24 protein-coding genes are annotated in these 25,745 nt (G+C 69.2%); 12 read left to right on the top strand and 12 right to left on the bottom strand.

All coding sequences use genetic code 11. The features are described from left to right. Positions 1–48 precede the first annotated feature (48 nt). Positions 49–1,101, bottom strand: coding sequence for a cell division protein ZapE (zapE, locus tag IEX31_RS05055; RefSeq protein ID WP_188742366.1), 1,053 nt, complete (start codon positions 1,099–1,101; stop codon positions 49–51). Positions 1,102–1,241: 140 nt separating this feature from the next. On the opposite strand from zapE, the gene IEX31_RS05050 reads away from it, so the two are divergent. Together IEX31_RS05050 and IEX31_RS05045 are read left to right on the top strand one after the other, a co-directional pair. Next, a complete protein-coding gene (locus IEX31_RS05050; RefSeq protein ID WP_188742365.1) occupies positions 1,242–2,141 on the top strand; it encodes a sulfurtransferase in 900 nt (299 codons plus the stop codon). Positions 2,142–2,190: 49 nt separating this feature from the next. Further along, complete coding sequence (locus IEX31_RS05045; protein ID WP_373285501.1) at positions 2,191–2,634, top strand: SufE family protein; 444 nt, start codon at positions 2,191–2,193, stop codon at positions 2,632–2,634. A gap of 58 nt (positions 2,635–2,692) precedes the next feature. Here the strand turns inward: IEX31_RS05045 and IEX31_RS05040 are convergent, their stop codons facing one another. Next, positions 2,693–3,907, bottom strand: a complete 1,215-nt coding sequence (locus tag IEX31_RS05040) for an alpha/beta hydrolase family protein (protein ID WP_188742364.1) — start codon at positions 3,905–3,907, stop codon at positions 2,693–2,695. Between the two features lie 91 nt (positions 3,908–3,998). Between IEX31_RS05040 and IEX31_RS05035 the strand changes: the two genes are divergently transcribed. The 6 genes from IEX31_RS05035 to IEX31_RS05010 all read left to right on the top strand — a co-directional run bounded on the left by IEX31_RS05035 (position 3,999) and on the right by IEX31_RS05010 (position 11,436). Beyond that, the gene (locus IEX31_RS05035; RefSeq protein ID WP_188742363.1) at positions 3,999–4,589 is read left to right on the top strand and encodes a DUF3000 domain-containing protein; all 591 of its coding nucleotides are present in this window, start codon (positions 3,999–4,001) and stop codon (positions 4,587–4,589) included. Beyond that, positions 4,582–5,778, top strand: coding sequence for an HRDC domain-containing protein (locus IEX31_RS05030; protein ID WP_188742362.1), 1,197 nt, complete (start codon positions 4,582–4,584; stop codon positions 5,776–5,778). The genes IEX31_RS05035 and IEX31_RS05030 overlap by 8 nt, the downstream gene beginning before the upstream one ends. A 79-nt stretch (positions 5,779–5,857) precedes the next feature. Continuing rightward, the gene (locus IEX31_RS05025; RefSeq protein ID WP_188742361.1) at positions 5,858–7,066 is read left to right on the top strand and encodes a thiolase family protein; all 1,209 of its coding nucleotides are present in this window, start codon (positions 5,858–5,860) and stop codon (positions 7,064–7,066) included. 11 nt (positions 7,067–7,077) lie between these two features. Continuing rightward, complete coding sequence (locus IEX31_RS05020) at positions 7,078–9,216, top strand: 3-hydroxyacyl-CoA dehydrogenase NAD-binding domain-containing protein (protein WP_188742360.1); 2,139 nt, start codon at positions 7,078–7,080, stop codon at positions 9,214–9,216. Between the two features lie 211 nt (positions 9,217–9,427). After that, positions 9,428–10,765, top strand: a complete 1,338-nt coding sequence (locus IEX31_RS05015; protein ID WP_188742359.1) for a hypothetical protein — start codon at positions 9,428–9,430, stop codon at positions 10,763–10,765. After that, a complete protein-coding gene (locus IEX31_RS05010) occupies positions 10,762–11,436 on the top strand; it encodes a hypothetical protein (protein ID WP_188742358.1) in 675 nt (224 codons plus the stop codon). Before IEX31_RS05015 ends, IEX31_RS05010 begins: the two co-directional genes overlap by 4 nt. Positions 11,437–11,448: 12 nt before the next feature. On the opposite strand, the gene dxs is transcribed toward IEX31_RS05010, so the two are convergent. From dxs to dut, 5 genes are all read right to left on the bottom strand, one after another. Next, positions 11,449–13,395, bottom strand: coding sequence for a 1-deoxy-D-xylulose-5-phosphate synthase (dxs, locus tag IEX31_RS05005; RefSeq protein ID WP_188742357.1), 1,947 nt, complete (start codon positions 13,393–13,395; stop codon positions 11,449–11,451). 136 nt (positions 13,396–13,531) lie between these two features. Continuing rightward, complete coding sequence (gene acnA, locus IEX31_RS05000; RefSeq protein WP_188742356.1) at positions 13,532–16,360, bottom strand: aconitate hydratase AcnA; 2,829 nt, start codon at positions 16,358–16,360, stop codon at positions 13,532–13,534. Positions 16,361–16,415: 55 nt separating this feature from the next. After that, the gene (locus tag IEX31_RS04995; protein ID WP_188742355.1) at positions 16,416–17,171 is read right to left on the bottom strand and encodes a DUF3159 domain-containing protein; all 756 of its coding nucleotides are present in this window, start codon (positions 17,169–17,171) and stop codon (positions 16,416–16,418) included. A 4-nt stretch (positions 17,172–17,175) separates the two neighbouring features. Next, on the bottom strand, positions 17,176–17,790 hold the full coding sequence (locus tag IEX31_RS04990; protein WP_188742354.1) for a DUF3710 domain-containing protein: 615 nt from the start codon (positions 17,788–17,790) through the stop codon (positions 17,176–17,178). After that, a complete protein-coding gene (dut, locus tag IEX31_RS04985; protein ID WP_188742353.1) occupies positions 17,787–18,245 on the bottom strand; it encodes a dUTP diphosphatase in 459 nt (152 codons plus the stop codon). Before dut ends, IEX31_RS04990 begins: the two co-directional genes overlap by 4 nt. 38 nt (positions 18,246–18,283) lie before the next feature. On the opposite strand from dut, the gene IEX31_RS04980 reads away from it, so the two are divergent. Then, the gene (locus IEX31_RS04980; protein WP_188742352.1) at positions 18,284–18,748 is read left to right on the top strand and encodes a DUF3093 domain-containing protein; all 465 of its coding nucleotides are present in this window, start codon (positions 18,284–18,286) and stop codon (positions 18,746–18,748) included. Here the strand turns inward: IEX31_RS04980 and IEX31_RS04975 are convergent. Continuing rightward, a complete protein-coding gene (locus IEX31_RS04975; protein ID WP_056729312.1) occupies positions 18,745–19,038 on the bottom strand; it encodes a DUF4193 domain-containing protein in 294 nt (97 codons plus the stop codon). The genes IEX31_RS04980 and IEX31_RS04975 overlap by 4 nt on opposite strands. A 194-nt stretch (positions 19,039–19,232) precedes the next feature. Between IEX31_RS04975 and sepH the strand changes: the two genes are divergently transcribed. Both sepH and IEX31_RS19235 read left to right on the top strand, forming a co-directional pair. After that, positions 19,233–20,315, top strand: coding sequence for a septation protein SepH (sepH, locus tag IEX31_RS04970; RefSeq protein WP_188742351.1), 1,083 nt, complete (start codon positions 19,233–19,235; stop codon positions 20,313–20,315). A 230-nt stretch (positions 20,316–20,545) separates the two neighbouring features. Further along, a complete protein-coding gene (locus IEX31_RS19235) occupies positions 20,546–20,677 on the top strand; it encodes a hypothetical protein (RefSeq protein ID WP_268236949.1) in 132 nt (43 codons plus the stop codon). A gap of 15 nt (positions 20,678–20,692) precedes the next feature. Here the strand turns inward: IEX31_RS19235 and clpX are convergent, their stop codons facing one another. The 4 genes from clpX to tig all read right to left on the bottom strand — a co-directional run bounded on the left by clpX (position 20,693) and on the right by tig (position 25,260). Beyond that, on the bottom strand, positions 20,693–21,970 hold the full coding sequence (gene clpX, locus IEX31_RS04965) for an ATP-dependent Clp protease ATP-binding subunit ClpX (RefSeq protein WP_188742350.1): 1,278 nt from the start codon (positions 21,968–21,970) through the stop codon (positions 20,693–20,695). 225 nt (positions 21,971–22,195) lie between these two features. After that, the gene (locus IEX31_RS04960) at positions 22,196–22,864 is read right to left on the bottom strand and encodes an ATP-dependent Clp protease proteolytic subunit (protein ID WP_188742349.1); all 669 of its coding nucleotides are present in this window, start codon (positions 22,862–22,864) and stop codon (positions 22,196–22,198) included. A gap of 26 nt (positions 22,865–22,890) precedes the next feature. After that, on the bottom strand, positions 22,891–23,478 hold the full coding sequence (locus tag IEX31_RS04955; RefSeq protein WP_188742348.1) for an ATP-dependent Clp protease proteolytic subunit: 588 nt from the start codon (positions 23,476–23,478) through the stop codon (positions 22,891–22,893). A gap of 378 nt (positions 23,479–23,856) precedes the next feature. Beyond that, positions 23,857–25,260: a trigger factor gene (gene tig / locus IEX31_RS04950; protein WP_188742347.1), complete on the bottom strand. Its 1,404-nt coding sequence runs from the start codon at positions 25,258–25,260 to the stop codon at positions 23,857–23,859. Positions 25,261–25,489: 229 nt separating this feature from the next. On the opposite strand from tig, the gene IEX31_RS04945 reads away from it, so the two are divergent. Next, positions 25,490–25,645 (top strand): hypothetical protein, encoded by a 156-nt coding sequence (locus IEX31_RS04945; protein ID WP_188742346.1) that lies wholly within the window; start codon positions 25,490–25,492, stop codon positions 25,643–25,645. Positions 25,646–25,745 lie beyond the last annotated feature (100 nt).

Here is a 25,745-nt window from a genome sequence, read left to right as displayed (position 1 = left end):
ACAGCACATTTCGGCTGGCATGGGAATCCATGTGAGATCCCCTGCGAGTCAGTCGTGGGGCGGCAGCTCGCCCGCGGTGAGCGCGATCATGCGGCTCATCGAGCGGAGGTACTTCTTGCGGTACCCGCCGCCCATCATCTCGTCGTCGAAGACCCGGTCGAGCGGCAGTCCGCTCGCGACGATGGGCACTTCGGCGTCGTAGACCCGATCGATGAACGCGACGAGGCGCAGCGCCGCATTCTGGTCGTTCAGCTCGTGCACGCCCTGGAGCGCGATGATCTCGAGCCCATCGATGAGCTTGATGTACTTCGACGGGTGCACGGTCGCGAGGTGGGCGATGAGGGCGTCGAACCGGTCGAGCGACACGCGGTGGCCGCGACCAGAGAGCGCGTCGGCGGCGTGGGCGACCGCCTCGTCGGTGAGCGTCTCGGCATGCCCCTGGATGTCGCGGCGGCGGTAGTCGAGTCCGTCGATGCGGAGGGTCTCGAAGTTCGCCGAGAGTGCGTGGATCTCGCGCAGGAAGTCGGCGGCGGCGAAGCGACCCTCGCCGAGCGCGTTCGGCGGCGTGTTGCTCGTGGCGGCGACCCGCGTGCCACCGGCCATGAGCTCGCCGAGGAGACGCGTCATGAGCATGGTGTCGCCCGGGTCGTCGAGCTCGAACTCGTCGATGCAGATGAGGCGGGCACCGCGGAGGAGCTCGACGGCCTGCGCGTAACCCAGGGCGCCGACGAGGGCCGTGTACTCGATGAAGGTGCCGAAGTACTTGGGGCCATGCGCGACGTGCCAGAGTGCGGCGAGGAGGTGCGTCTTGCCGACGCCGAAGCCCCCGTCGAGGTAGACGCCCGGCAATTCGATGCGTGCGGGCCGCTTGCGCGAGAAGAAGCCCCCGGGCCGCTGCGCGGCCCGCCAGGCGCCGGCGAACTCCTTGAGCCGATCGAGGGCGGCCTGCTGCGAAGGGTGGTCGGGATCGGGCCGATACGACGCGAAGGAGGCGTGCTCGAACTGCGGCGGCGGGACGAGCTCCGACGCGATCTCGGCCGCGGAGATCGACGGGTTCCGCTCGACGAGTCGGACGAGGGCATGGCTCGAAGCCGTGGTCATCTGGAGGGGCTCCCGTGTTGCACCGGATGTCGGGCATGCTGACTTCCACCCGCACGCCGCGTAGATTCGAGGTGGACAGGTCAACAGCCTAGTCCGCTCCCCGCACACCCCCGTCCGACCGGACGATCCCTGGAGGTTCCATGTCCGCCGAGTTCGACTCCGCCGCCAAGTTCGCCGAGTACGCGCATCCCGAGCGTCTCGTCAGCACCGATTGGCTCGCCGAACACCTCGGGCGACCCGGCCTCGTCGTGGTCGAGTCCGACGAGGACGTCCTGCTCTACGAGACCGGGCACATCCCCGGCGCCGTGAAGATCGACTGGCACACCGAGCTCAACGACCCCGTCGTGCGCGACTACCTGAACGGCGAGCAGTTCGCCGCGCTCCTCGGCTCGAAGGGCATCGCCCGGGATACGACCGTGGTCATCTACGGCGACAAGAACAACTGGTGGGCGGCCTACGCCCTGTGGGTGTTCACGCTGTTCGGCCATGACGACGTGCGCCTGCTCGACGGTGGGCGCGACCTGTGGATCGCCGAGGGTCGCCCGATCACGACAGACGCCCCAGAGGTCACCCCGGTCGAGTACCCCGTGGTCGAGCGCGACGACGCGGTCGTGCGCGCATTCAAGGATGACGTGCTCGCGCACTTCGGCAAGCCCCTCATCGACGTGCGCTCGCCCGAGGAGTACACCGGCGAGCGCACGCACATGCCCGCCTATCCCGAGGAGGGCGCGCTGCGCGGCGGGCACATACCCACCGCGGCATCCGTGCCCTGGGCCCGTGCCGCCGCACCCGACGGCACGTTCAAGACCCGCGAGGAACTCGACGCCATCTACCGCGGCGAGGTCGGGCTCGCCGCGGGCGACGACGTCATCGCGTACTGCCGCATCGGCGAGCGCTCGAGCCACACCTGGTTCGTGCTGACGCACCTGCTGGGCTTCGAGAACGTGCGCAACTACGACGGCTCGTGGACTGAGTGGGGCAGCGCCGTGCGCGTCCCGATCGCGACGGGCCACGAGCGGGGCGAAGCGCCCGCGCGCTGACGTTCGGCGCCGGCCGAGCGCGGTCGCCATTGGTGCGAGAATGGAGGCGATGGATGCCATGACCTTGCCCGCCCGGCTCGCCGAGACCCGCGAGGATTTCCTCGCGCTCGGCGTGAAGGACCGCCTGCAGCTGCTGCTCGAGTTCTCGAACGAGCTGCCCGAGCTGCCCACGCGATACGCCGACCACCCCGACCTGCTCGAGCGGGTGCTGGAATGCCAGTCGCCCGTGTACATCTTCGTCGAGCTCGACGACGACGGGCTCGTGCACATGCACGCCACCGCGCCCGCCGAGTCGCCGACGACCCGGGGCTTCGCGTCGATCCTCGCCCAGGGCCTCGAGGGGCTCACCGCCGAGGAGGTGTTCGGCATCCCCGACGACTACCCGCAGTCGCTCGGCCTCGGCGAGGCGGTGTCGCCGCTCCGCGTGCGTGGAATGACCGGCATGCTCGGACGCGCCAAGCGGCAGCTCCGGGAGCGCGTCGCGGCAGCCTGACCGCGAGACGGACGCAGCCGCCGCAGCGGATGCCCGCGTCCGCAGCGGAGCCCGCGGCCTACCCGGCGATCTCGGCCTCCTCGCCGATCCGCTCCGGCGACTCGGAACTGCGCTCGAGCCAGCCCCGCACGAGACCGGTCCACCGTTCGGGATCGTGGTTCCACAGCTTCGTGTGCCGCGCCCCCTCGAACACCTCGAACTCGATGAGGTCGGGCCGCGCCTCGACGAATCGCCGCGACCCGTCGATCGGCACGAAACCGTCGTCGACGCTGTGCATGAGGAGCATGGGCACGTCGAACTCGTCGGCCCGCGCCACGGGATCCAGGTCGGTCACGTCGATGGGCGCGGCGAGTCCCGTGAGTCCACCGCTCCAGGGCCCGCCGATGAGCCGCGAGACGAAGTCACCGAGGCCGCGCGGGTACCCCAGGGCCTTCCCCTGGAAGCGCAGGATATCGATCCAGTCGATCGCCGGCGAATCGAGCACGACGCCCACGAGGCGCTCTCGCACCGCGGGCGAACGCAGTACCGACTGCAGCACGATGGCGCCGCCCATCGACCAGCCCATGAGCACGATGCGGTCGGCGCCATGTTCGATCGCGTGGTGCACGGCGGCGACCACGTCGGCCCATTCGGTGCCCCCGAGCCCGTATCGCCGGTCCTCACTCTCTGGTGCCTCGCCGTCGTTGCGGTAGGAGATGAGGAGCGTCGTCCAGCCGGCCTCGTGCGCCGGCGGCACGGCGCGCAGTCCCTCCTGCCGCTTCGCGCCGCGGCCGTGCACCTGGATCACCCATCGGTCCGAACCGCCTTCGGCGGGCACCACCCAGGCGGGCGCCGGACCGAGCGGCATCTCGACGACGGCGTTCTCGTAGGGCAGGTCGAGCTCCCACGGACCGAGGTGGTAGAAGCCGTTGATCCGACCGCGCTCAGCGCGCTCGAGCCGGCCGAAGTCGACCCGGTCGAGGCGCCGACGCACCTGCCGGTCGTCCACCTCGATGACGTCGCCGAGGCGGGCATGCCCCGACTCCCGATCGAACCAGAGCCCGTACCGGCCGCGCATGCGGGATTCGTCGGATGCCGCGAGCACGACCTCGCCGCTCGGAAGGTCGATCGCCGTGATCCGCACGTCCTCCTCGCGCACGGCAGGCGGGATGACGACCTTCCGCGCGAACCGCACGACGATGAACGCAACGACCGCGCTGACGCCGACCGCGAGCAATCCGGTCGCCGCGGCGACCATTCCGACGGTGTCGCGGACTCCCGTGCGCCGACTCATCTGCACCCCTTCCTGCGAAGCGATCCCGTGTGCACGGCGGCGTGCGGCGTGCCGCCGACATCCGCCCCATCCGAGACTCTAGTCTGCACACGTGCCCGACTCCGCGACGCATCTGCCACCCGAGTTCGAGGCCGCGCTCGAATCGCTGCGTGCGGCCTCGCCACGGCCGGAGTTGCGCGTGTCGGAGATCCCCGCGCCCGGGTCGCTCGCCCCGCACGCGGTGGCATTGTCGGCGGATGTCTCACCCACCCGGCACGCCGATGACTCCGACCTCGGAACGGGCAGGTTCGTGCTGCTGTACGACCCGAGCGAGCCCGAGGCCTGGGGCGGTCGCTTCCGAGTGGTCTGCTTCGCGCAGGCGCCGCTCGAGACCGACATCGGACTCGACCCGTTCCTCGCGGATGTCGCGTGGTCGTGGCTCGTTGACGCGCTCGATGCCCGGGGCGCGCGCTACGTCGCGGCATCCGGCACCGCGACCAAGGTCCTCTCGACCGGATTCGGCGAGCTGGCACGCCAGGGCGACGGAGCCCAGATCGAGCTGCGGGCCTCCTGGACCCCGCTCGACGCCGACATCGGCCCCCATGTGGAAGGCTGGGGTGAGTTGCTGTGCATGCTCGCGGGGCTGCCGCCCCGATCAGAGGGGGTGACCGCCCTGCCCCGACGGAGGACCAAGCGTGGATGAGTTCCGGGTGATCGCCTCGCCCGTCGAGTTCGGCGATGCCGTGAGGCGGATCGCCGACGGCGAGGGGCCGGTCGCCGTGGATGCCGAGCGTGCGAGCGGCTTTCGCTACTCGCAACGGGCCTACCTCATCCAGATGTTCCGCCGTGAGGCTGGCACGTTCCTCTTCGACCCGCCCGAGATCCCCGACTTCTCCGAGTTGCAGGCCGCGGTTCGCCCGGTCGAGTGGGTGCTGCACGCCGCGAGCCAGGACCTCGCGTGCCTCCGCGAGGTCGGCCTCGACCCCGAGCGAATCTTCGACACTGAGCTCGCGGCGCGGCTGCTCGGGATGCCCCGGGTCGGACTCGCCTCGGTCGTCGAGGAACTGCTCGGCATCAGGCTCGCGAAGGAGCACTCCGCATCGGACTGGTCGACGCGGCCCCTCCCGCAGTCGTGGTTGCAGTACGCGGCGCTCGATGTCGAACTCCTCGTGGACGTGCGAGATCGGCTCGTCGAACGACTCGACGTGACCGCCAAGGCCGACCTCGCGCTCCAGGAGTTCGAGGCCGTGCTGCACCGCGAGGCGAAGTCGCCGGCCGCCGAGCCGTGGCGCCGCCTCTCCGGCATCCACGGCGTGCGCGGCCAGCGCAACCTCGCCGTCGCCAGGGAGCTCTGGCTCGCGCGCGACGCGCGGGCGGCCGAACTCGACGTGGCGCCGGGGCGCATGGTACCCGACGCGGCGATCCTCGCGGTGGCGAAGGCGCTGCCGCAGAGCCGCCGGGCCCTCGCCGACCTCCGGGAGTTCACGGGGCGCGCGAGCCGCACCGAGCTCGACCGATGGTGGGCGGCCGTCGAGCGCGGGCTCGCCGCCACCGACCTCCCGGCCGTGCGCGTGCCGAACGATGCGCCGCCTCCGCCGCGCGCCTGGGCGATGCGCAATCCCGAGGCGGACGCGCGACTCCGGCTCGCGAAGCAGGCCGTCGCCGAGGTCGCCGAGCGACTCGAGATGCCCGTGGAGAACCTGCTGACCCCCGACCACCTGCGCCGCGTCGCCTGGTGGCCGCCGGCCGAGCCCACCGCCGATGCGATCGCCGCGGCGCTCAGCCGTCTCGGGGCGCGGCCGTGGCAGGTTGAGGCAACCGCACAGGTGATCGCCGATGCCTTTGTCGACGCGGAACAATCCCTTCAGGATGCCGTGCACGGGGCTTCGTAGGTTCCGTCAAGCGATTCCGCCCCTCTCCGATGGCTTTCATAGGATCGAGGCATCCTGACCGAAACGAGGGAGCTGCAGCGTGGCTGAACGAGCTGAAGTCGTCTTCGTCGACGGGGTCCGCACCCCGTTCGGACGAGCCGGCGAGAAGGGCATGTACTGGAACACGAGGGCAGATGACCTCGTGGTGAAGGCGATCGTCGGATTGCTGGAACGCAACCCCAGCGTGCCGAAGGATCGCATCGACGACGTCGCGATCGCCGCCACGACGCAGACGGGCGACCAGGGCCTCACGATCGGCCGGTCCGCGGCGATCCTCGCCGGCATCCCGAAGTCCGTTCCGGGCTTCGCCATCGACCGCATGTGCGCGGGCGCCATGACGGCTGCGGCGATGATGTCGAGCTCGATCGGGTTCGGCATGTACGATCTCGCCATTGCCGGTGGGGTCGAGCACATGGGCCACCACCCGATCGGGTCGGGCGTCGACCCCAACCCGCGGTTCGTCAGTGAGAAGCTCGTCGGCGAAGACGCGCTCGTGATGGGCGCGACCGCCGAGCGGATCCACGACCGGTTCCCGCAGCTCACCAAGGAGCGCAGCGATCGGTTCGCCCTTGCGAGCCAGCAGAAGACCGCCGCGGCCTACGAGGCCGGAAAGATCCAGCAGGACCTCGTCCCCGTCGCCATCCGTACCGAGGAGGGCTGGGGTCTCGCGACCCGCGACGAGGTCATGCGCCCCGAGACCTCGCTCGAAGGACTCGCCGGGCTGAAGACGCCGTTCCGTCCCCACGGACGGGTGACCGCCGGCAACGCGTCGGGTCTCAACGACGGAGCCACCGCCGCGATGCTCGCCTCCGGCGCCGTCGCCAAGGAGCTCGGTCTCGCCCCCAAGATGAAGCTGCTGAGCTTCGCATTCGCGGGCGTCGACCCCGAGATCATGGGCATCGGGCCGATTCCCGCCACCGAGAAGGCGCTCCGCAAGGCGGGCCTGAAGATCGAGGACATCGACCTCATCGAGATCAATGAGGCGTTCGCCGTGCAGGTGCTCTCGTTCCTCGAGCACTACGGCATCGCCGACGACGACCCGCGCATCAACCCGTGGGGCGGTGCCATCGCGGTCGGCCACCCGCTCGCCTCCTCGGGTGTCCGCCTCATGAACCAGCTCGCGAGCCAGTTCGCAGAGCGCCCCGACGTGCGCTACGGCATGACGACCATGTGCGTCGGCCTCGGACAGGGCGGCACGATGATCTGGGAGAACCCGAACTACTCGCGCAGGGCAGCGAAGAAGGCCTGAGGACGACCACGATGACCGACTACACCACGATCGACTTCGGGTCGCTCACCGCGCTCTCAGAGGACGAGGTCGTCACGCACTCGTACGTGCGCGACGTCCCGCTCTCGGGCGGGAGGACGCTCGCCCTCGTGACGCTCGACAACAGTCGCGACCACACCCGGCCGAACACGCTCGGCCCGGTCTCGCTGCTCGAGTACGCGAAGACGCTCGACGCGCTTCGGGATCGTGCCGCCGCGGGTGAGATCCACGCCGTCGCCGTGACGGGAAAGCCCTTCATCCTCGCCGCGGGCGCCGACCTCACCAAGGTCGACGAGATCCCGAGCCGTGAGGTCGCCCTGCGCATGGGCCAACTCGGCCACTACGCGCTCGGCAAGGCATCGGAGCTCGGAGTGCCGTCGTTCGTGTTCATCAACGGCCTCGCGCTCGGCGGCGGTCTCGAGATCGCGCTCAATGCCGACTACCGCACGGTGGATGCCTCGGTGCCGGCCGTCGCGCTCCCCGAGGTGTTCCTCGGCCTCATCCCGGGCTGGGGCGGCGCCTACCTCCTGCCGAATCTCATCGGCATCGAGAACGCGCTCAAGGTCGTCATCGAGAACCCGCTGAAGCAGAACCGCACGCTCAAGGCCGACGAGGTGCTCGAACTCGGCATCGCCGACGTCCGCTTCCCCTCGGTGAGCTTCCTCGAGGACTCCATCAGGTGGGCCGACGACGTCGTCTCGGGCCGCGTGAAGGTGAAGCGACCGAATGAGCCGGGCAAGATCGAGCGACTCGTCAAGTGGGATGCCGCCATCGGCATCGCCACGAAGATGCTGAAGAGCCGCATCGGGACCGTGCCGAAGTCCCCGTACGCCGCACTCGAGCTCCTGAAGGCCGCGAAGAGCGGAACGAGGGCCGAGGGCTTCGAGCGCGAGGACGAGGTGCTCGCCGACCTCATCGCAGGCGATCAGCTCCAGGCATCCGTGTACGCCTTCAACCTGGTGCAGAAGCGCGCGAAGCGGCCCGCCGGCGCCCCCGACAAGGCGGTCGCGAAGCGCGTGACGAAGGTCGGCGTGCTCGGCGCCGGGTACATGGCGAGCCAGCTCGCACTGCTGTTCGTGCGCCGTCTGCAGGTTCCCGTCGTCATCACCGACATCGACCAGGAGCGTGTCGACAAGGGCGTGGGCTACATCTCGGCCGAGGTCGACAAGCTGCTCGACAAGGGGCGCATCTCGCCCGACGAGGCGAACCGCCTGAACGCGCTTGTCACCGGCACCACCGACAAGGCCGACTTCGCCGACTGCGACTGGGTGATCGAGGCCGTCTTCGAGGAACTCGAGATCAAGCAGCAGGTCTTCGCCGAGGTGGAGCAGTTCGTCTCCCCCGAGGCCGTGCTCGCCACCAATACGTCGTCGCTCTCGGTCGAGCAGATCGGCGCGAAGCTGGCGCACCCCGAGCGCGTGGTGGGCTTCCACTTCTTCACTCCCGTCGCGGTGATGCCGCTCATCGAGGTCGTGAAGACCCCGGCGACGGACGACGCGACGCTCTCGACCGCGATGGTCACCGCCGCGAAGCTCAAGAAGACGGCGGTGATCACGGCCGACACCCCCGGCTTCGTCGTGAACCGCCTGCTCGCGGTGCTGCTCGGCGAGGCGATGCGCGCCGTCGACGACGGCACGTCGTTCGCCACGGTCGATGAGGGGATGGCGCCCCTCGGCCTGCCGATGGCGCCGTCGCAACTGCTCGACCTGGTCGGGCTCAGGGTCGGCGCGCACGTGCTCGACACGCACCACGCCGCGTTTCCCGACCGCTTCTACCGGTCCGAGAACCTGCACCGGCTCGCCGACTACGGCAAGCTGCTCGAGAAGGACGACAAGGGCAAGGTCACGGGCTTCGACAAGGGCGCCCTCAAGATCGTCTCCGGCGGGAAGAACCCCTCGACGCCCGAGGAGATCCTCGCCCGGCTGCAGGACGGTCTCGCACGCGAGGCGAAGCTCATGCTCGACGACCGCGTGGTCGCCGCGGCGGAGGACATCGACCTGTGCATGATCCTGGGCGCCGGCTTCCCGTTCCAGATGGGCGGCCTGACACCGTACCTCGACCGGGTCGGCGCATCGGAGCAGGTCTTCGGCGACACGTTCCACCACCCGCCGATCCGGGGCGTCGACGCGTAGCGCGAGCTGCCGTCGCGAATCTCCCATCCGTCGGTTCCCGTCGGGGACCCCGGGAACCGTTCCCCGGGGTCCCCGAATCAGCGAGCCCCGCCCTGCCCCTTCGGGTACCCGTTGGGCCCTTGACGCCTCGGGGTCTGCGAGTAGGTTGATCGCGATGGAGCACGGGCGAGCGCGATCGGACCGTGGTCACCCGTCGGTGCCGACACGCGGGGTGAACCGCAGCGCACCTGTGCCGACCGTCGTCGACCGGTTCGTTTCGATGCAGCGACGCGCGGGCAACGTCGCCGTCGCCGAGTCGATGCTCGCGACCGGCGACTTCCTCGGACCGCTCGTGCAACGGGCCCCCGTCACTGTGCAGCGGGTCGCGCTCAGCGGCGACGACATCTCTGCGCTCGCCGAACGTATGCATCGAGCGATGGATCGCTGGGGAACCGACGAAGAGGCGATCTTCGTGTCTCTGCAGGAACTCGACAAGGACGCCGCCGCAATCGCCAAGCTCAAGGCCGCCTACCGTACGGCCCACGCCGCCGACCTCGAGTCGGCCATCCGCTCGGAGATGAGCGGCACCGAGCTCGCGCTCGCGCTCGAACTGCTGGGGGTGTCGGGCTCGGCAGTGAAGGCGGCGCCGGCCTCGGACGCCGACTACAAGGCCGCGGCGCGCACGCTCCACGGCGCGATGGATCGACTCGGCACCGACGAGGAAGCGGTCTATTCGGCGCTCATCCCCATGGGACGAGATCAGATGCGGACCGCGAAGCTGTCGAGCACGTACGACACGGAGTACAGCGGCGGCCTCACGGGCAGAGGACTCGCGGCCGACATCGCCGACGAGATGAGTTCGGACGAGGCGGCATACGCCTTGTACCTGCTCCACGCACCCGCACCGCGGGCGCCGACAGCGGAGGTCGTGCCGGGCTCACCCGGCACGGAAGAGCACGCGGGCACGATCCCGGGCGGAAAGGTCTCGGTGCGCAGCGGCGCCGATTTCACGCTGCCGAGCGGCGCCGCGTACCCCGGAGGGTTCACCGTCGGATACGAGGGCGCGCTCGCGCCGGACACGGGGTGGATCCAGTTCCTCTGGTCGGAAGTCGTCGCGACCCAGGCCGATGGCTCATCGGCCTTCGTGAGCCAGGGCGGCATTCCGACCACGAAGGGCACGATGTCGCTCACCACCGATCCGTCCAGCCCCATTCGCACGATCGATTCGGCCAGCGCCGACGACCCCTTCTACGAGAGTGCGGGCGTCGACATCCGCACGCCGACCTCGACGGTGATCTACGACCGTCCGTCGGAGTTCGGCTCCATCGTCTCGGCGCAGTTCGACGGCGGTGCCACGAAGGTCGTCGAACGCGACCACTTCGACCAGTTCCTCGTGCAGGACTACAACACGGTCTACCACACGACGGTCGTCGTCGAATGGGCCTACACGTCGAAGACCTCGAGCACGAGAACGACCAAGGGCGGCGGTCCGGGTAAGGTGTCGGGCATGCCCGCCCACTTCAAGTCCGTGCTCATCTCCCTCTATCCGAAGTTCGCGTACGTACAATGACGCGCGTCCGGGGTGTGCTGCGGCTCGACGACGTTCCCGTCGCCGCACAGCGCGTCCTCGTGGTACCGGAGACGGGTTCGCCGGTGGTCGGGGCCACCGACACGTCGACCGACGGTCGGTTCGAGGTGGATGTCGGCCGGCAATCGGGTCCCCTGATGGCGGTCGGCCGGGTGAGCGTCGATGTGCTCGCCGTGGTGCACGCGCAGGTGCGCCCGGATGGCCGCGACACCGCGCTCGTGATCCGCTCCGACGATCTCGTGTCCCTCTCCTGCAGCGTCGTCGCACCGGACGTCGCGCATCGGCAGATGTCGATCACGATCGACCCACTTCACCTCTCCGGGGTTCCGGACCGGTTCGAGCCGCTCCTGCGCCGACGCGACGCAGGCACCGTCGACGCGTTCTTCTTCCGCCGCGGACTCGACGCACCCGAGCTCACCCTGCGCGTGCAGCGCGGAACCTACCGATTCGACGCCTCGGCGTTCGATCGGGCGCGCCCGAATATCGCCGCCCCCGACTTCGAGAACCTCGTCCTGTCGAGCGTCAGCACCGAAGACGGCCACGTCGCCGAGCCCGACGGTCCGTTCGGCGGCGTCCGAATCGACATCGACCGTCCTTCGAGCCTGACGCTCGAGCTGCGCGTGCTCCCCGACGCCGAACTGCTCACGCCGTGACGACCGCCCGCGTCAGACCCGGGGCTGCGGTCGCGTATCGCTCGAGACGCGCTCGAGCCTCGCGGCACGGGCATGCGGCAGCTTCGATCCGAGCACCATGGCCGTGACGTCGCGCGCGATGTGCTGCGGCGTGAGGCCGACGCGCTCGAGGATGTCGCTGCGCGAGCCGTGCTCGAGGAACTCGTCGGGCAGGCCGATCTCGGTGACCGCCGTGTCGACACCCGCTTCGCGGAGGTCCTGCCGGATGCGCGTGCCGATGCCTCCCACCCGGATGCCGTCCTCGAGGCTCACGACGATGCGGTGCTCGCGGGCGAGGTCGACGACGCTCGCCGGCACCGGGACGACCCAGCGCGGATCCACGACGGTGGCGCCGATGCCGTGGGCTTCGAGGCGCTCGGCGACCTCGAGGCCGATGCCCGCCATGGGGCCGACCGTGACGAGCAGAACGTCCCTGCGACCCGACTCGGCGAGCACGTCGACGCCGTCGTGCGTGCGACGCGCGGCGTCGTAGTCGACGCCCACCGTGCCCTTCGGGAACCGAAGCACGGTGGGGCCGTCCTGGACGGCCACGGCCTCGGCCAGCTCCTCGGCGAGCCGCACGGAGTCGCGCGGCGCGGCGATGCGGATGCCGGGCACGACCTGCAGGATCGAGAGGTCCCAGACGCCGTGGTGACTCGGTCCGTCGGGGCCCGTGACGCCGGCGCGGTCGAGCACGAACGTCACGCCGGCCTTGTGCAGCGCGACATCCATGAGCACCTGATCGAAGGCGCGGTTGATGAACGTGGCGTAGACGGCGACGACGGGATGGAGGCCGCCGAACGCGAGGCCGGCCGCAGAGGTGGCGGCGTGCTGCTCGGCGATGCCGACGTCGAAGACTCGGCTCGGGAACCGCTCGGCCATGCGGTGCAGTCCCGTCGGGCGGAGCATCGCCGCGGTGATGCCGACCAGGCGCTCGTCGTGCTCGGCGAGGCGCACGAGCTCGTCGGCGAACACGCTCGTCCATGACGGGGCCGACGAGGATTCGAGCGACTCCCCCGTCTCGGGGTCGATCTGGCCGACCGCGTGGAACTGGTCGGCGATGTCGTTGCGTGCGGGCTCGTAACCGCGGCCCTTGTCGGTGATGGCGTGTACGATGACGGGCGCCCCGTAGTCCTTGGCCTGTCGGAGCGCCTCCTCCATGGCGCGCTCGTCGTGTCCGTCGATCGGCCCGATGTACTTGATGTCGAGGTTGGAGTACAGCGCCTCGTTGTTGGTGAACCGGCTGAGGAACCCGTGCAGGCCGCCGCGGACGCCGCGATAGAACGCTCGCGCGGGCCCGCCCATCCGGTCGAACGCACGGCGGCTCGACAGGTGCAGGGCGCGGTAGGTCTGCTTGGTGCGCACGGAGTTCAGGAACCTGGCCATGCCGCCGATGGTGGGCGCGTACGACCGGCCGTTGTCGTTCACGACCACGACGAGCCGGCGTGTGTTGTCGTCGGAGATGTTGTTGAGCGCCTCCCACGTCATGCCGCCCGTCAGTGCGCCGTCGCCGACGACGGCGACCACGTGCCGGTCGTACTGGCCGGTCATCTCGAACGCCTTCGAGATGCCGTCGGCCCACGACAGCGAGCTGGAGGCGTGCGAGCTCTCGACGATGTCGTGCTCGGACTCGGAGCGCTGCGGGTAGCCCGCGAGCCCGCCGGTCTGACGGAGCGTCGAGAGGTCCTTGCGGCCCGTGAGCAGCTTGTGCACGTACGACTGGTGACCGGTGTCGAACACGATGGCGTCGCGCGGCGAGTCGAAGACGCGGTGGATGGCGATCGTCATCTCCACGACGCCGAGGTTCGGGCCGAGGTGGCCCCCGGTCTTCGAGACGGATGCGACGAGGTACTCGCGCACCTCACGGGCCAGCTGCTCGAGCTGCTCCTGGTCCAGCGCGTCGAGGTCGCGTGGTCCTGAGATCGTCTCGAGCAGGGTCATGGGTGGCGCCTCCGGGTGCTCGCGGCGGGTGCCGCGGATCGAATCGAGTCTACGCCGGGCATTCTGGGAGGCCGGGCAGAGTCCGGGGCGGTGGGCGAGTGCCGACCACCCCGATTCGCGAGCTGCGAGCTACGAGCTACACGAGCGAACGCAGCACGTACTGCAGGATGCCGCCATTGCGGTAGTAGTCCGCCTCACCCGGCGTGTCGATGCGCACGACCGCGTCGAACTCGACGGCCTGCTTGCCGGCCGGCGAGTGCTCGCTCGGCGCGGCGACGACGTGCACGGTGCGCGGCGTGACGCCCTCGTTCAGCTGCTCGAGACCCGTGATCGAGACGATCTCGGTGCCGTCGAGGCCGAGCGAGTCGGCCGACTCACCAGCCCGGAACTGCAGCGGGACGACGCCCATGCCGATGAGGTTCGAGCGGTGGATGCGCTCGAAGCTCTCGGTGATGACCGCCTTGACGCCGAGCAGGCTCGTGCCCTTCGCCGCCCAGTCGCGACTTGACCCGGAGCCGTACTCCTTGCCGCCGAAGACGACGAGCGGGGTTCCGGCGGCCTGGTAGTTCTGGCTCGCGTCGAAGATGAACGACGGCGTCGCGTCGGTCTTCGTGAAGTCGCGCGTGTAGCCCCCCTCGACGCCGTCGAGGAGCTGGTTCCTCAGGCGGATGTTCGCGAACGTGCCGCGGATCATGACCTCGTGGTTGCCGCGGCGCGATCCGTAGGAGTTGAAGTCCGTGCGGTCGACGCCGTGCTCGGTGAGATACCTGCCCGCGGGGCTGTCGGCCTTGATCGAGCCGGCAGGCGAGATGTGGTCGGTGGTGACCGAGTCGCCGAGCTTCGCGAGCACTCGGGCGCCCACGATGTCGGTCACGGGCGTGGTCTCGAGGGTCATACCGTCGAAGTACGGGGGCTTGCGCACGTAGGTGGACTCGGCGTCCCACTCGAATGTCGCACCCGTCGGCGTCTCGAGCCCGCGCCACCGCACGTCGCCCTCGAACACGCTCGCGTACTGGTGCGTGAACATGTCCTTGTTGATGGACGAGTCGATCGTGTCCTGCACCTCGGCGGCGTCGGGCCAGATGTCCTTGAGGAACACGTCGTTGCCGTCGGCGTCCTGACCGAGCGCGTCGACCTCGAAGTCGAAGTTCATCGATCCGGCGAGGGCGTACGCGATGACGAGCGGCGGGCTCGCGAGGTAGTTCATCTTCACGTCGGGGTTGATGCGTCCCTCGAAGTTGCGGTTGCCGGAGAGCACCGCGGTGACCGCGAGGTCGTTCTGCTGCACCGCGGCCGACACCTCCTCGATGAGGGGACCCGAGTTGCCGATGCACGTCGTGCAGCCGTAGCCGACGGTGTAGAACCCGAGCGCCTCGAGGTCGTCGTTGAGACCGGCCTTCTCGTAATACTCGGTGACGACCTTGGAGCCCGGGGCGAGGGTGGTCTTCACCCACGGCTTGACCTTCAGGCCCTTCTGCGCCGCGTTGCGGGCCAACAGGCCCGCGGCGAGCATGACCGACGGGTTCGACGTGTTCGTGCACGAGGTGATGGCCGCGATCGTCACGGCGCCGTGGTCGAGCGTGTAGCCACTGCCGTCGGGCGTCTTCACCGGCGTCGGCTTGGACGCGGTCTTCGGCGCGTGCGAACGGCGGTGATCGGAGTAGTGATTGTGCTCGTCCTCCGGCGTGTTGCTGGGCGGGTCGGACGCCGGGAACGACTCGGAGGACTCGAGGTCGACGAGGTCGTGCGTGACCTCGGCGTAGTCGACCAGGTCCGCCTCGAACTGCTCCTTCGAGTGGCTGAGCTCGATGCGGTCCTGCGGCCGCTTCGGGCCCGCGATCGAGGGCACGACCGTGCCGAGGTCGAGCTCGAGGTACTCCGAGAACACGGGCTCGTGCTCGGTGTCGTGCCAGAGCTTCTGCTCCTTCGCGTACGCCTCGACGAGGGCGAGCTGCTCGTCGCTGCGACCCGTGAGGCGCAGGTAGTCGATCGTGACGTCGTCGATGGGGAACATCGCCGCGGTCGAGCCGAACTCGGGGCTCATGTTGCCGATGGTGGCGCGGTTGGCGAGCGGCACGGAGGCCACACCCGGACCGTAGAACTCGACGAACTTGCCGACCACGCCGTGCTTGCGCAGCATGTCGGTGATCGTGAGGACCACGTCGGTCGCGGTGACGCCCGTGGGGATGGCGCCGGAGAGCTTGAAGCCGACGACCTTCGGGATCAGCATCGACACGGGCTGGCCGAGCATGGCCGCCTCGGCCTCGATGCCGCCGACGCCCCAGCCGAGCACGCCGAGGCCGTTGACCATCGTGGTGTGCGAGTCGGTGCCGACGCAGGTGTCTGGGAAGGCGCGCATGACGGTCTCGCCGGTCGCTGAGCTCGTCGAAGGGCGGTCGTAGATGACCTTTGCGAGGTGCTCGATGTTCACCTGGTGCACGATGCCGGTGCCCGGCGGGACCACCTTGAAGTCGTCGAAGGCGGTCTGGCCCCAGCGCAGGAACTGGTAGCGCTCGCCGTTGCGCTCGTACTCGATCTCGACGTTGCGCTCGAGGGCGTTCTCGGTGCCGAAGAGGTCGGCGATGACGGAGTGGTCGATGACCATCTCGGCCGGCGAGAGCGGGTTGATCTTGTTGGGGTCGCCGCCCAGGGCGGCGACCGCCTCACGCATCGTGGCCAGGTCGACGATGCAGGGCACGCCCGTGAAGTCCTGCATGACCACGCGGGCCGGCGTGAACTGGATCTCGGTGTCCGGCTCGGCCGTCGGGACCCACGATCCCAGCGCCTCGATCTGCTCCTTCGTGACATTGGCACCGTCCTCGGTGCGAAGGAGGTTCTCGAGGAGGACCTTGAGGCTGAACGGCAGCTTGTCGTGGCCGGGCACGGTGTCGAGTCGGAAGATCTCGTAGGACTTCTCACCGACGTGGAGCGTGTCCTTCGCCCCGAAACTGTTCACTGCAGACACGATGTCCTCTCCTTCGCGGATGACGCGTATTTATCTTGATGTCGAGATAACTCTATCACTGAGGCGATCGTGGTGACGACGGGTACACCGCCCGCACGACGAGCCACGTGAACACCAGCACGAGTGCGTACAGCGGCACGCCCATCAGCAGGCGCGTGGCCCCGAGCGCCTCCACGTTCCCGGCGAAATAGAACGGCACCTGCACGACGAGTCGCGCCGCGAAGAGTCCGATCCAGACGAGCGTGAGGAACTGCATGGCCTGCAGCCTGCGACGTTCCGTGCGCCACGAGGTGCCGTCGCCGACGAGGAACCCGACGATGAGGCCGATGAGCGGCCACCCCACGAGGAGCGACACGAGCAGCGCGACGGCATAGGCGGCATTCGTGTAGAAGCCGAGCACGTAGTTGTCCTCGGCTCGCCCGGTCCAGAGGGCGAGGGCAGCGGATGCCCCGACCCCGACGAGTCCCGCGATGGCCTGCGTCGGTCCGCTCCGGCGTACGAGCCGCACGACCGTGAAGATCACGGCGAGGCCGATGGAGGCCGCGAGCGCGGGCACGAGCTCCTTGGTGAACGTGTAGACGACGAGGAACACGAGGCCGGGCAGGATCGCCTCGGCGAGGCCGCGCACGCCCCCGAGTGCGCCGAGCAGGTCGCGACCCGTCAGGGTCTCCTCGCGGGCGATGCCGCCGAGCCCGGAGCGCTCGGCCGCGGCCGCGAGCTGCCGGCCGAACTCGTTCGCGCCGTCCTGCTCGGGGCCTGCGGCATCCGCTGGCTGGTCGTCGGGCTCGCGTCGGGCGTCGGGATCGGCCATCGGGCTATGCCGTGGGCGCGCCGGCGGCCGGCATGCGCAACGGGATCAGGTCGCGGGGCGGCATGGGCGTGGTTCCGCGCACGACGACGATGGACCGGAAGAGGTCTTCGACCTGGGCCGCAGCGGTCGGGTCGACCGCTGCCTCGCCGGCGATGACGCCACGCAGGAACCAGCGCGGGCCGTCCACGCCGATGAAGCGCGCGAGGCGCATGTGCCCGGCCTGGCCCTCACCTGCGGCGACGGGGATCTGGGCGAGCAGTTCGGGGCCGAACGTTCCCTCGCGGACGGTGGTCGTGCCGCCCTGGCGCGCGATCTGCTCGGCGATCTGCGCGCGGATCTCATGCCACAGCCCGCTCGAGCGCGGCGCCGCGAACGGCTGCACCTGCAGCGTGGAGTTGGCGTAGTCGAGGCCCACGGCCACGACGCGCTTCGTGCCCTCCTCGACCTCGAGCCGCAGGTGCAGGCCCTCGCGAGGCAGCACCTTGACCCCGCCGAGGTCGACGTAGGGGCGCACCGGGTTCGCCTCCGACTCGTCGAACGGGCCGGCGACCGCTCGGTCTTCGGGCGCCGACTTGGGCTGGTCGAGGGGGACGTCGTCGATGTTCTCGATGTCGCTCACGCGTTCACTCCTGATCTGTGCTCCCCGAATCCCGTCGAACCGAATCCCCCTTCGCCGCGCATGCTTCCGGGAAGCCGCTCGACCTCCACGAACCGCGCGCGACTCACCGGCATCACGACGAGCTGCGCGATCCGGTCGCCCGCCTCGATCGTGTACGATTCGCCCGCGTCGGTATTGAGGAGCGCAACCTTGATCTCGCCCCGGTAGCCCGCGTCGACGGTGCCCGGCGCGTTCACGATCGTGATGCCGTGCTTGAAGGCGAGGCCCGACCTCGGCACCACGAACGCGACGTACCCGTCGGGCAGGGCGATGGAGACGCCGGTGCCCACCGTGGCCCGCGCTCCGGGCGCGAGCACGACGGACTCGGATGCATGCAGATCGGCACCCGCGTCGCCGGGATGGGCGTAGGTCGGGAGGCGGTCGGCCGTGATCAGCACATCGACGGAATCGGTCACTGTTCGAGGGTAGTGCAGAAGTCTGATCGAATAGAGCCATGCCCGACTACCACGAGAGACTGTGGCCGACGCCTTGGATCTACATCGCGACCCTGCTCCTCGTGCCCGCGAGCATCCTGGTGCTCGCGCCCGTCTCGATGCCCGCCGGCATCGCCACCGGCGTCGTCCTCTACCTCGCAGTGGCCGGATCGCTCACGCTCACGGCTCCCGTCATCGAGGTGCAGGACGGGATGCTCCGCGCCGGCCGCGCCGAGATCTCGCTTGCCCACACGGGCGAGGCCGTCGCTGCATTCGACGCTGACGCGCGGGTCGAACGAGGGACCGGGCTCGACGCGCGGGCGTTCCTCGTCATCCGAGGATGGGTGCAGCCGGTCGTGCGGGTGCCGATCTCCGACCCGAGCGACCCCACGCCGTACTGGCTCATCTCGAGCCGTCGACCCGACGAACTGGCCGTCGCGATCAACGGATCACGACGGCCGGGCGATGCGGAGCGAGACGTCTAGGAGGCGCACTCCAGGCAGATCGGGCCGAGCTTCGTCTCGTGGTCGATCTGCGAGCGATGCTTCACGAGGAAGCAGTTCACGCACGTGAACTCATCAGCCTGGGGCGGGAGCACGACGACGTCGAGCTCGACGTCGGAGAGATCGGCACCGGGCAGGTCGAAGCCTCCAGGGTTGTCGGCGTCGTCGACATCCACCACTCCCGACATCTTGTCGGGGACGCGCTCCTTGAGGGCCTCGATCGACTCGGAGTCGTCCTCGGTCTTCCGCGGTGCGTCGTAATCCGTTGCCATTCCCATCCATTTCTTCGGTGCCGAAGATTCGGCGGCCATAGTCTGCATCAATTCGGGTGCGTAAGCAAACCACTCGCGCCACCCGGCAACCTGCTACGTGCTCAACTTCCGGCGCGCCCGCGCTATTCCCGGCGGCGCCTTCCCCGGCATGGCATCCTTGGGCGGAGACGATGGCACGGAAGGGCTTTGTCGTTATGCAGGAACTCAAGGTAATCGGAGTCGAGAACGGCGCGTTGCTCGCCGCCTCCGACGATGGAGCACGCTTCCGGATCGAGATCGACGAGGTGCTGCAGTCCCGGATCCGGCAGGCGCAGCCCGAGAGCCCCACCGGACCCAAACCCTCGCCTCGCGAGGTGCAGTCGCTCATCCGCTCAGGGCTGTCGGGCGAGGATGTCGCGCAGGTCACCGGTGCGTCGATCGACTACATCCGCCGGTTCGAGGGACCTGTGCTGGCCGAGCGCGAGCACGTCGTGACGAGCGCACTCGCCGTGCCCGTGCACGTCGCGGCCGACGTCGATCCCGCCGATGACCCGGCAACGTTCGGCAGCGTCATCCGCGAGCGCCTGTCGAAGCTCGGCGTGCACGGCGAGCGCTGGGCCAGCTGGAAGGACGACGAGCGCGGCTGGATCGTGAAGCTCGAGTTCGCGGCCGACACCATCGACCACGACGCGCGCTGGGGCTTCGAGCCGCGAACCCGGGCGCTGCATCCGCTGAACTCCGAGGCCACCACCCTCTCGCAGCAGGGCGACCTCAAGGGCGGGCTGATCCCGCGGCTGCGCGCGGTCGCGCCCGACACCGACGAACCCAGCCGGTTCGACAGCGGCGCGTTCACGTTCGAGGAGCCCGACCACGCCGAGTTCGACACCGCGCCGCATCTCGAGCCGTTGCCGTATGCACGCACGACGGCCCCGGCCTCGAGCCCCGCGGCGGCGCGAGCGGCGATCAAGCGCGCGGACGAGCCGAAGCCGACGCTCAGTGAGACCGCCGACCTGCTCGAGGCGCTCCGCCGGCGACGCGGCGAACGCGAAGCCGCCGGAGCCGAGGCCGAGCGGCCCGCCGCGCCGGAGCCCAAGGCGCCGGCGCCGGCCGCGGAGACACCGTCGGTGCCCGAGGCCAAGCCGACTACCGACGACACGCCCGGAACGGCGGCACGCACGCTCTGGGGCGGCAAGCCGTCCAGCGCCCAGGCCAACCGTCCGGCGAAGAAGGGCCGCGCGTCGATGCCGAGCTGGGACGAGATCGTCTTCGGCGCGCGCAGCGACGACGACCTGGCCTGACGGCTCCCCGACTTCGGCCCGCCGCGAGGTATCCGCTGGCCCCGACCTTTCATGCGCCGCGCCGTGCGGTGCTGGCATTCGAACATACGTTCTGGGCATCTGCCTCGGTGAAGTGCGGAGTCAGATCCCGCATCTTGCGCAAGCGGGCGCGGGGATCCATCGGACTCCACCGGAATTGGCGCCGAATCATGAGGAACCAAGCGCGTAGGCCGGCCGCTTCACCGAGACAGATGCCCAGAACATACGTGCCCCTGTCGCTCTCAGGCTGGCGATTCCAGGCGAGCGCCGACGACGGCGAGACCCACGTGTTCGACGTCGAGCACGACGGCGCGCACTGGCAGCTGGTGCGCGTCTACGACTGACGCGCCGACGATCGACTACGCGGACTTCTCCGCGCGGCGGGGCTTGTGCGGCACGATGGTCGGGGCCGCATTGTCGAGCACCGCGGCCTTCGTGACGACGACGCGCGCGACCCCCATCGAGGACGGCACCTCGAACATGATCGGCCCGAGCACCTCCTCCATGATGGCGCGCAGGCCGCGGGCCCCGGTCTGGCGCAGCACCGCGAGGTCGGCGATGGCCTCGAGCGCGGCCGGCTCGAAGTCGAGTTCCACGCCGTCGAGCTCGAACATGCGCTGGTACTGGCGCACCAGGGCATTGCGGGGCACCGTGAGGATCTCCATGAGGGCATCGCGGTCGAGCGGCAGCACGGTGGCGACCACGGGCAGTCGGCCGATGAACTCGGGGATGAGACCGTACTTGTGCAGGTCTTCGGGCAGCACCTCACTGAAGATGTCGGCCTCGTCCTCCTTGCTGTGCAGGGGGGCACCGAAGCCGATGCCGCGTTTGCCGGCACGCGACGAGATGATGTCCTCGAGGCCCGCGAATGCGCCCGCCACGATGAACAGCACGTTCGTCGTGTCGATCTGGATGAACTCCTGGTGGGGATGCTTGCGTCCGCCCTGCGGCGGCACAGAAGCCACGGTGCCCTCGAGGATCTTCAGCAGCGCCTGCTGCACGCCCTCGCCCGAGACATCCCGCGTGATCGACGGGTTCTCCGCCTTGCGGGCGATCTTGTCGATCTCGTCGATGTAGATGATGCCGGTCTCGGCTCGCTTGACGTCGTAGTCGGCAGCCTGGATGAGCTTCAGGAGGATGTTCTCGACGTCCTCGCCGACGTACCCGGCCTCGGTGAGGGCCGTGGCATCCGCGACCGCGAACGGCACGTTGAGCTGCTTCGCGAGGGTCTGCGCGAGGTAGGTCTTGCCGCACCCGGTCGGGCCGATGAGCAGGATGTTCGACTTCGCGATCTCCACGTCGTCATGCGCCCGGTCGGCGGAGGTGAGGGTCGTGCGGGCGCGTACGCGCTTGTAGTGGTTGTAGACCGCGACGGCGAGTGCCTTCTTCGCGGCATCCTGGCCGATGACGTACTCCTCGAGGAAGGCGAAGATCTCCTTGGGCTTCGGCAGCTCGAACTCGCCGGCCTCGGTCTCGCCCGCCTCGGCGAGTCGCTCCTCGATGATCTCGTTGCAGAGTTCGACGCACTCGTCGCAGATGTAGACGCCGGGTCCGGCGATGAGCTGCTGGACCTGCTTCTGGCTCTTTCCGCAGAAGGAGCACTTGAGCAGATCGGCGCTCTCCCCGATGCGTGCCATCGAACCCTCCCTGTCGACCAGTCTGTTCCGAGCCTAGCCCGAGAATCGGGCCATGCGGCATGACGCGCCCGGATTGGCAGCCGAAGGCGGTTCGCAGTCCGCGAACCATCGGATCGGGCTCGGATGCCGCGATCCGGCGGGCCTCCCAACGCACCGGGCCGTACATGCGACGAGGCGGGCGACCCGTCCTGCGTGGACCGGTCGCCCGCCTCGATGGGGCGTCGACTAGCGCGTGAGCGCCGGAACGCTCTTGCGCGACGAGAGCACCTGGTCGATGAGGCCGTACTCGAGCGACTCCTCGGCGGAGAGGATCTTGTCGCGGTCGATGTCGGCGTTCACCTGCTCCTTGGTGCGGTTCGAGTGCCGCGAGAGCGTCTCCTCGAGCCACGTGCGCATGCGCATGATCTCGGCCGCCTGGATCTCGATGTCGGATGCCTGGCCGTGACCGGCCTCGCCCATGGCGGGCTGGTGGATGAGCACACGAGCGTTCGGCAGCGCGAGGCGCTTGCCGGGCGTACCTGCCGAGGCGATGACCGCCGCCGCCGACGCGGCCTGGCCGAGCACGACCGTCTGGATCTCGGGACGGATGTACTGCATGGTGTCGTAGATCGCGGTCATGGCCGTGAACGAGCCGCCGGGCGAGTTGATGTAGAGGATGATGTCGCGATCGGGATCCATCGACTCGAGCACCAGGAGCTGGGCCATGATGTCGTCGGCCGATGCGTCGTCGACCTGCACGCCGAGGAAGATGATGCGGTCCTCGAAGAGCTTGGCGTAGGGATCCTGGCGCTTGTAGCCGTAGGCCGTGCGCTCCTCGAAGCTCGGCAGGATGTAGCGCGAGCCAGGCGCCTGCATGCCGCTGAAGGCGGTGCCGCCGAAGGCAGGGATGTTCATTCGCTGGTTCTCTCTTCTCTCGATGCCTACGCCTGTTCGGTTCCGCCGCCGCCGGACACGTCGAGCGCCGACTCGCGGATGTGGTCCACGAACCCGTACTCGAGGGCCTCCTGCGCGTTGAACCAGCGGTCGCGGTCGCCGTCGGCGTTGATCTGCTCGACGGTCTTGCCCGTCTGCGCCGCGGTGATCTCGGCGAGGCGGCGCTTCATGTCGAGGATGAGCTGCGCCTGGGTCTGGATGTCGCTCGCGGTGCCGCCGAAGCCTCCGTGCGGCTGGTGCAGCAGCACGCGGGCGTTGGGCGTGATGTAGCGCTTGCCCTTGGTGCCCGCGGTGAGCAGGAGCTGGCCCATCGACGCGGCCATTCCGATGCCTACCGTGACGATGTCGTTGGGAACGAACTGCATGGTGTCGTAGATCGCCATGCCGGCCGTGATCGAACCGCCGGGCGAGTTCACGTAGAGGTAGATGTCCTTCTTGGGGTCCTCGGCGGCGAGGAGGAGCAGCTTCGCCGCGATCTCGTTTGCGTTATCGTCACGAACCTCGGAACCCAGCCAGATGATGCGGTCCTTCAGCAGTCGATCGAAAACACCGGGGCTGGGTGTCGCTTCGGCCATGTGTCGCTCCGTTTCCGTTGTCGCGTTCACTCGAATCTATCCGGTGCAACACGTGCCAACCGGGCTGTTCGCCCTAGGCGGAGGCGCGAGCTCCGCCGCGTAGGCAGACATCGACACGCGGTACCGCGGCAGGTGCCGCGCGCGGAACGCGACGACCGCGTCATGGAGCTCGCCCGCCTCAGACCCGACGGCGCCGAGGAGCGCGATGGATTCGATCGGTCTGCCGAGGATGCGGATCGTCGGCCGACCACACGGCGTCGATGCGTCGCTGCCAGTCGTCCATGTGGTTCTTCCGGGTTCGTCAGTCGACGGTATCCCCCGTGGAGACGACGGAGGGCCGGATGCCCCGCGGCATCCGGCCCTCGCCTGCGATGGTGCCTACTCGTCGTCGGCCTTCTTCGCAGCGCGCTTGCTCGCGGGCTTCTTCTCCTCGGCGGGCGCCGCAGTCGCGGCTTCCTCGACGGGCGCCTCTGCGGCGGCTACCGACTCGGCCTCGTCGGACTCGGCCACGGCCGTGAACTCGGAGAGGTCGACGGGGTTGCCCGCGGCATCCGTCACCTTGGCCTTGCCGAGCGCGATCGCGAGCGCCTTGTTGCGCGCGACCTCGCCGACCATGGCGGGGATCTGGCCGTTCTGGCTGAGGACCTGGACGAACTCGTTGGGGTCCATGCCGTACTGGGCCGCGCCCTGCACGAGGTACTGGGTGAGCTCGTCCTGGCTCACCTGCACCTTCTCGGCCTCGGCGATCTTGTCGAGCACGATCTGCGTCTTGAACGCCTTGGTGCTCGACTCGGTGACCTCGGCGCGGTGCTCGTCGTCCTCGAGGCGACTCTCGGACTCGAGGTGGCGGTGCACCTCGTCCTCGATGACGCTGTCGGCGACGGGCACGTCGACGAGCTCGAGGAGCTTCTCGACGAGGAGATCGCGGGCCTGGGTGCCCTGGCCGAACGACTTGTTGCGTGCGACCTGCTCCGTGAGGCTCTGCGTGAGCTCCTCGAGGGTGTCGAACTCGCTCGCGATCTGCGCGAAGTCGTCGTCGGCCGCGGGGAGCTCGCGCTCCTTGACGGCCGTGACGGTGACGGTGATCTCGGCGGTCTCGCCCTCGTGGTCGCCGCCCAGGAGCTTGGACTCGAACGTCGTGGTCTCGCCGGCGGTGAGCGACTCGAGCGCCTCGTCGATGCCCTCGAGCAGCTCGCCCGAGCCGAGCTCGTACGAGATGCCGCTCGCGGTGTCGACCTCGGTGCCGTCGATGGTGGCGACCAGGTCAAGGGTCACGAAGTCGCCGGTGGTCGCGGGGCGGTCGACCGTGATCAGGGTGCCGAAGCGGCTGCGGAGGCGCTCGAGCTCGGCCTGGACCTCGTCGCCGCCGACCTCGACCGAGTCGACCGTGAGCGCGAGGCCGTCGTAGTCGGGGAGCTCCACGTCGGGGCGCACGTCGACCTCGATGGCGAGCAGCAGGTCGCCCGAGAAGTCCTTCTCGTCAGGCCACTCGACGATGTCGGCCTCGGGACGGCCGAGGGGGCGGAGCTCGTGCTCGGTGACCGCCGCGCGGTAGAAGCCGTCGAGGCCCTCGTTCACCGCGTGCTCGAGCACGGCGGCCTTGCCGACCCGCTGATCGATGATGGGCGGCGGCACCTTGCCCTTGCGGAAGCCTGGCACGTTGATCTGCTCGGCGATGTGCTCGTAGGCGTGGGTGATGCTGGGCTCCAGTTCCTCGGGCGTCACCGAGATGGTGAGCTTGGCGCGCGTGGGGCTCAGCTTCTCAACCGAAGTGGTCGGCATGTGGAAGATCTCCTGTTGTGTGGAAGTTCGTGTCGAGCCGCTGGCGACTCGTCGGGGCGACAGGATTCGAACCTGCGACCTCCCGAAGCCACCGAGCCATCACCGAGTGGCCCCGGCAGCCCCGGATTGTCTTGGGTTTCCTTGCGTTAGCAGGGATTACGGCGACGGCCGATCACCGAGTCTATCGGATCATTGGCGGTCGCCTGCGGTTGCTAGGGATGGGTTAGCGATGACCGCCCGTCAGGCGCTGGTCGTGGTGAGCCCGGCGACCTCCGTGCTCGGCCCGCTGCTCGTCATCGACCGTTCGGAGGCACGCCGACCACGCCGCTCGGCAGCCCGCACGCGGACGGGTGAGCGTCCCGAGGGGATGTCGCAAGCGACCTAGTGTCGTGCGCCTGAAATTCTCTGGTTAAGTTGTAGAATGGGGTATGCCGAGAACGGGACGCCCGAAGGCCGAGTTGATTCTGAGTGATGAGGAGCGGGAG

The organism is Agromyces bauzanensis, from assembly GCF_014645655.1.
Taxonomy (GTDB): Bacteria; Actinomycetota; Actinomycetes; order Actinomycetales; family Microbacteriaceae; genus Agromyces; species Agromyces bauzanensis.
The sequence above is the reverse complement of the archived record's forward strand: the minus strand, read 5'-3'. Positions and strand labels throughout refer to the sequence as shown.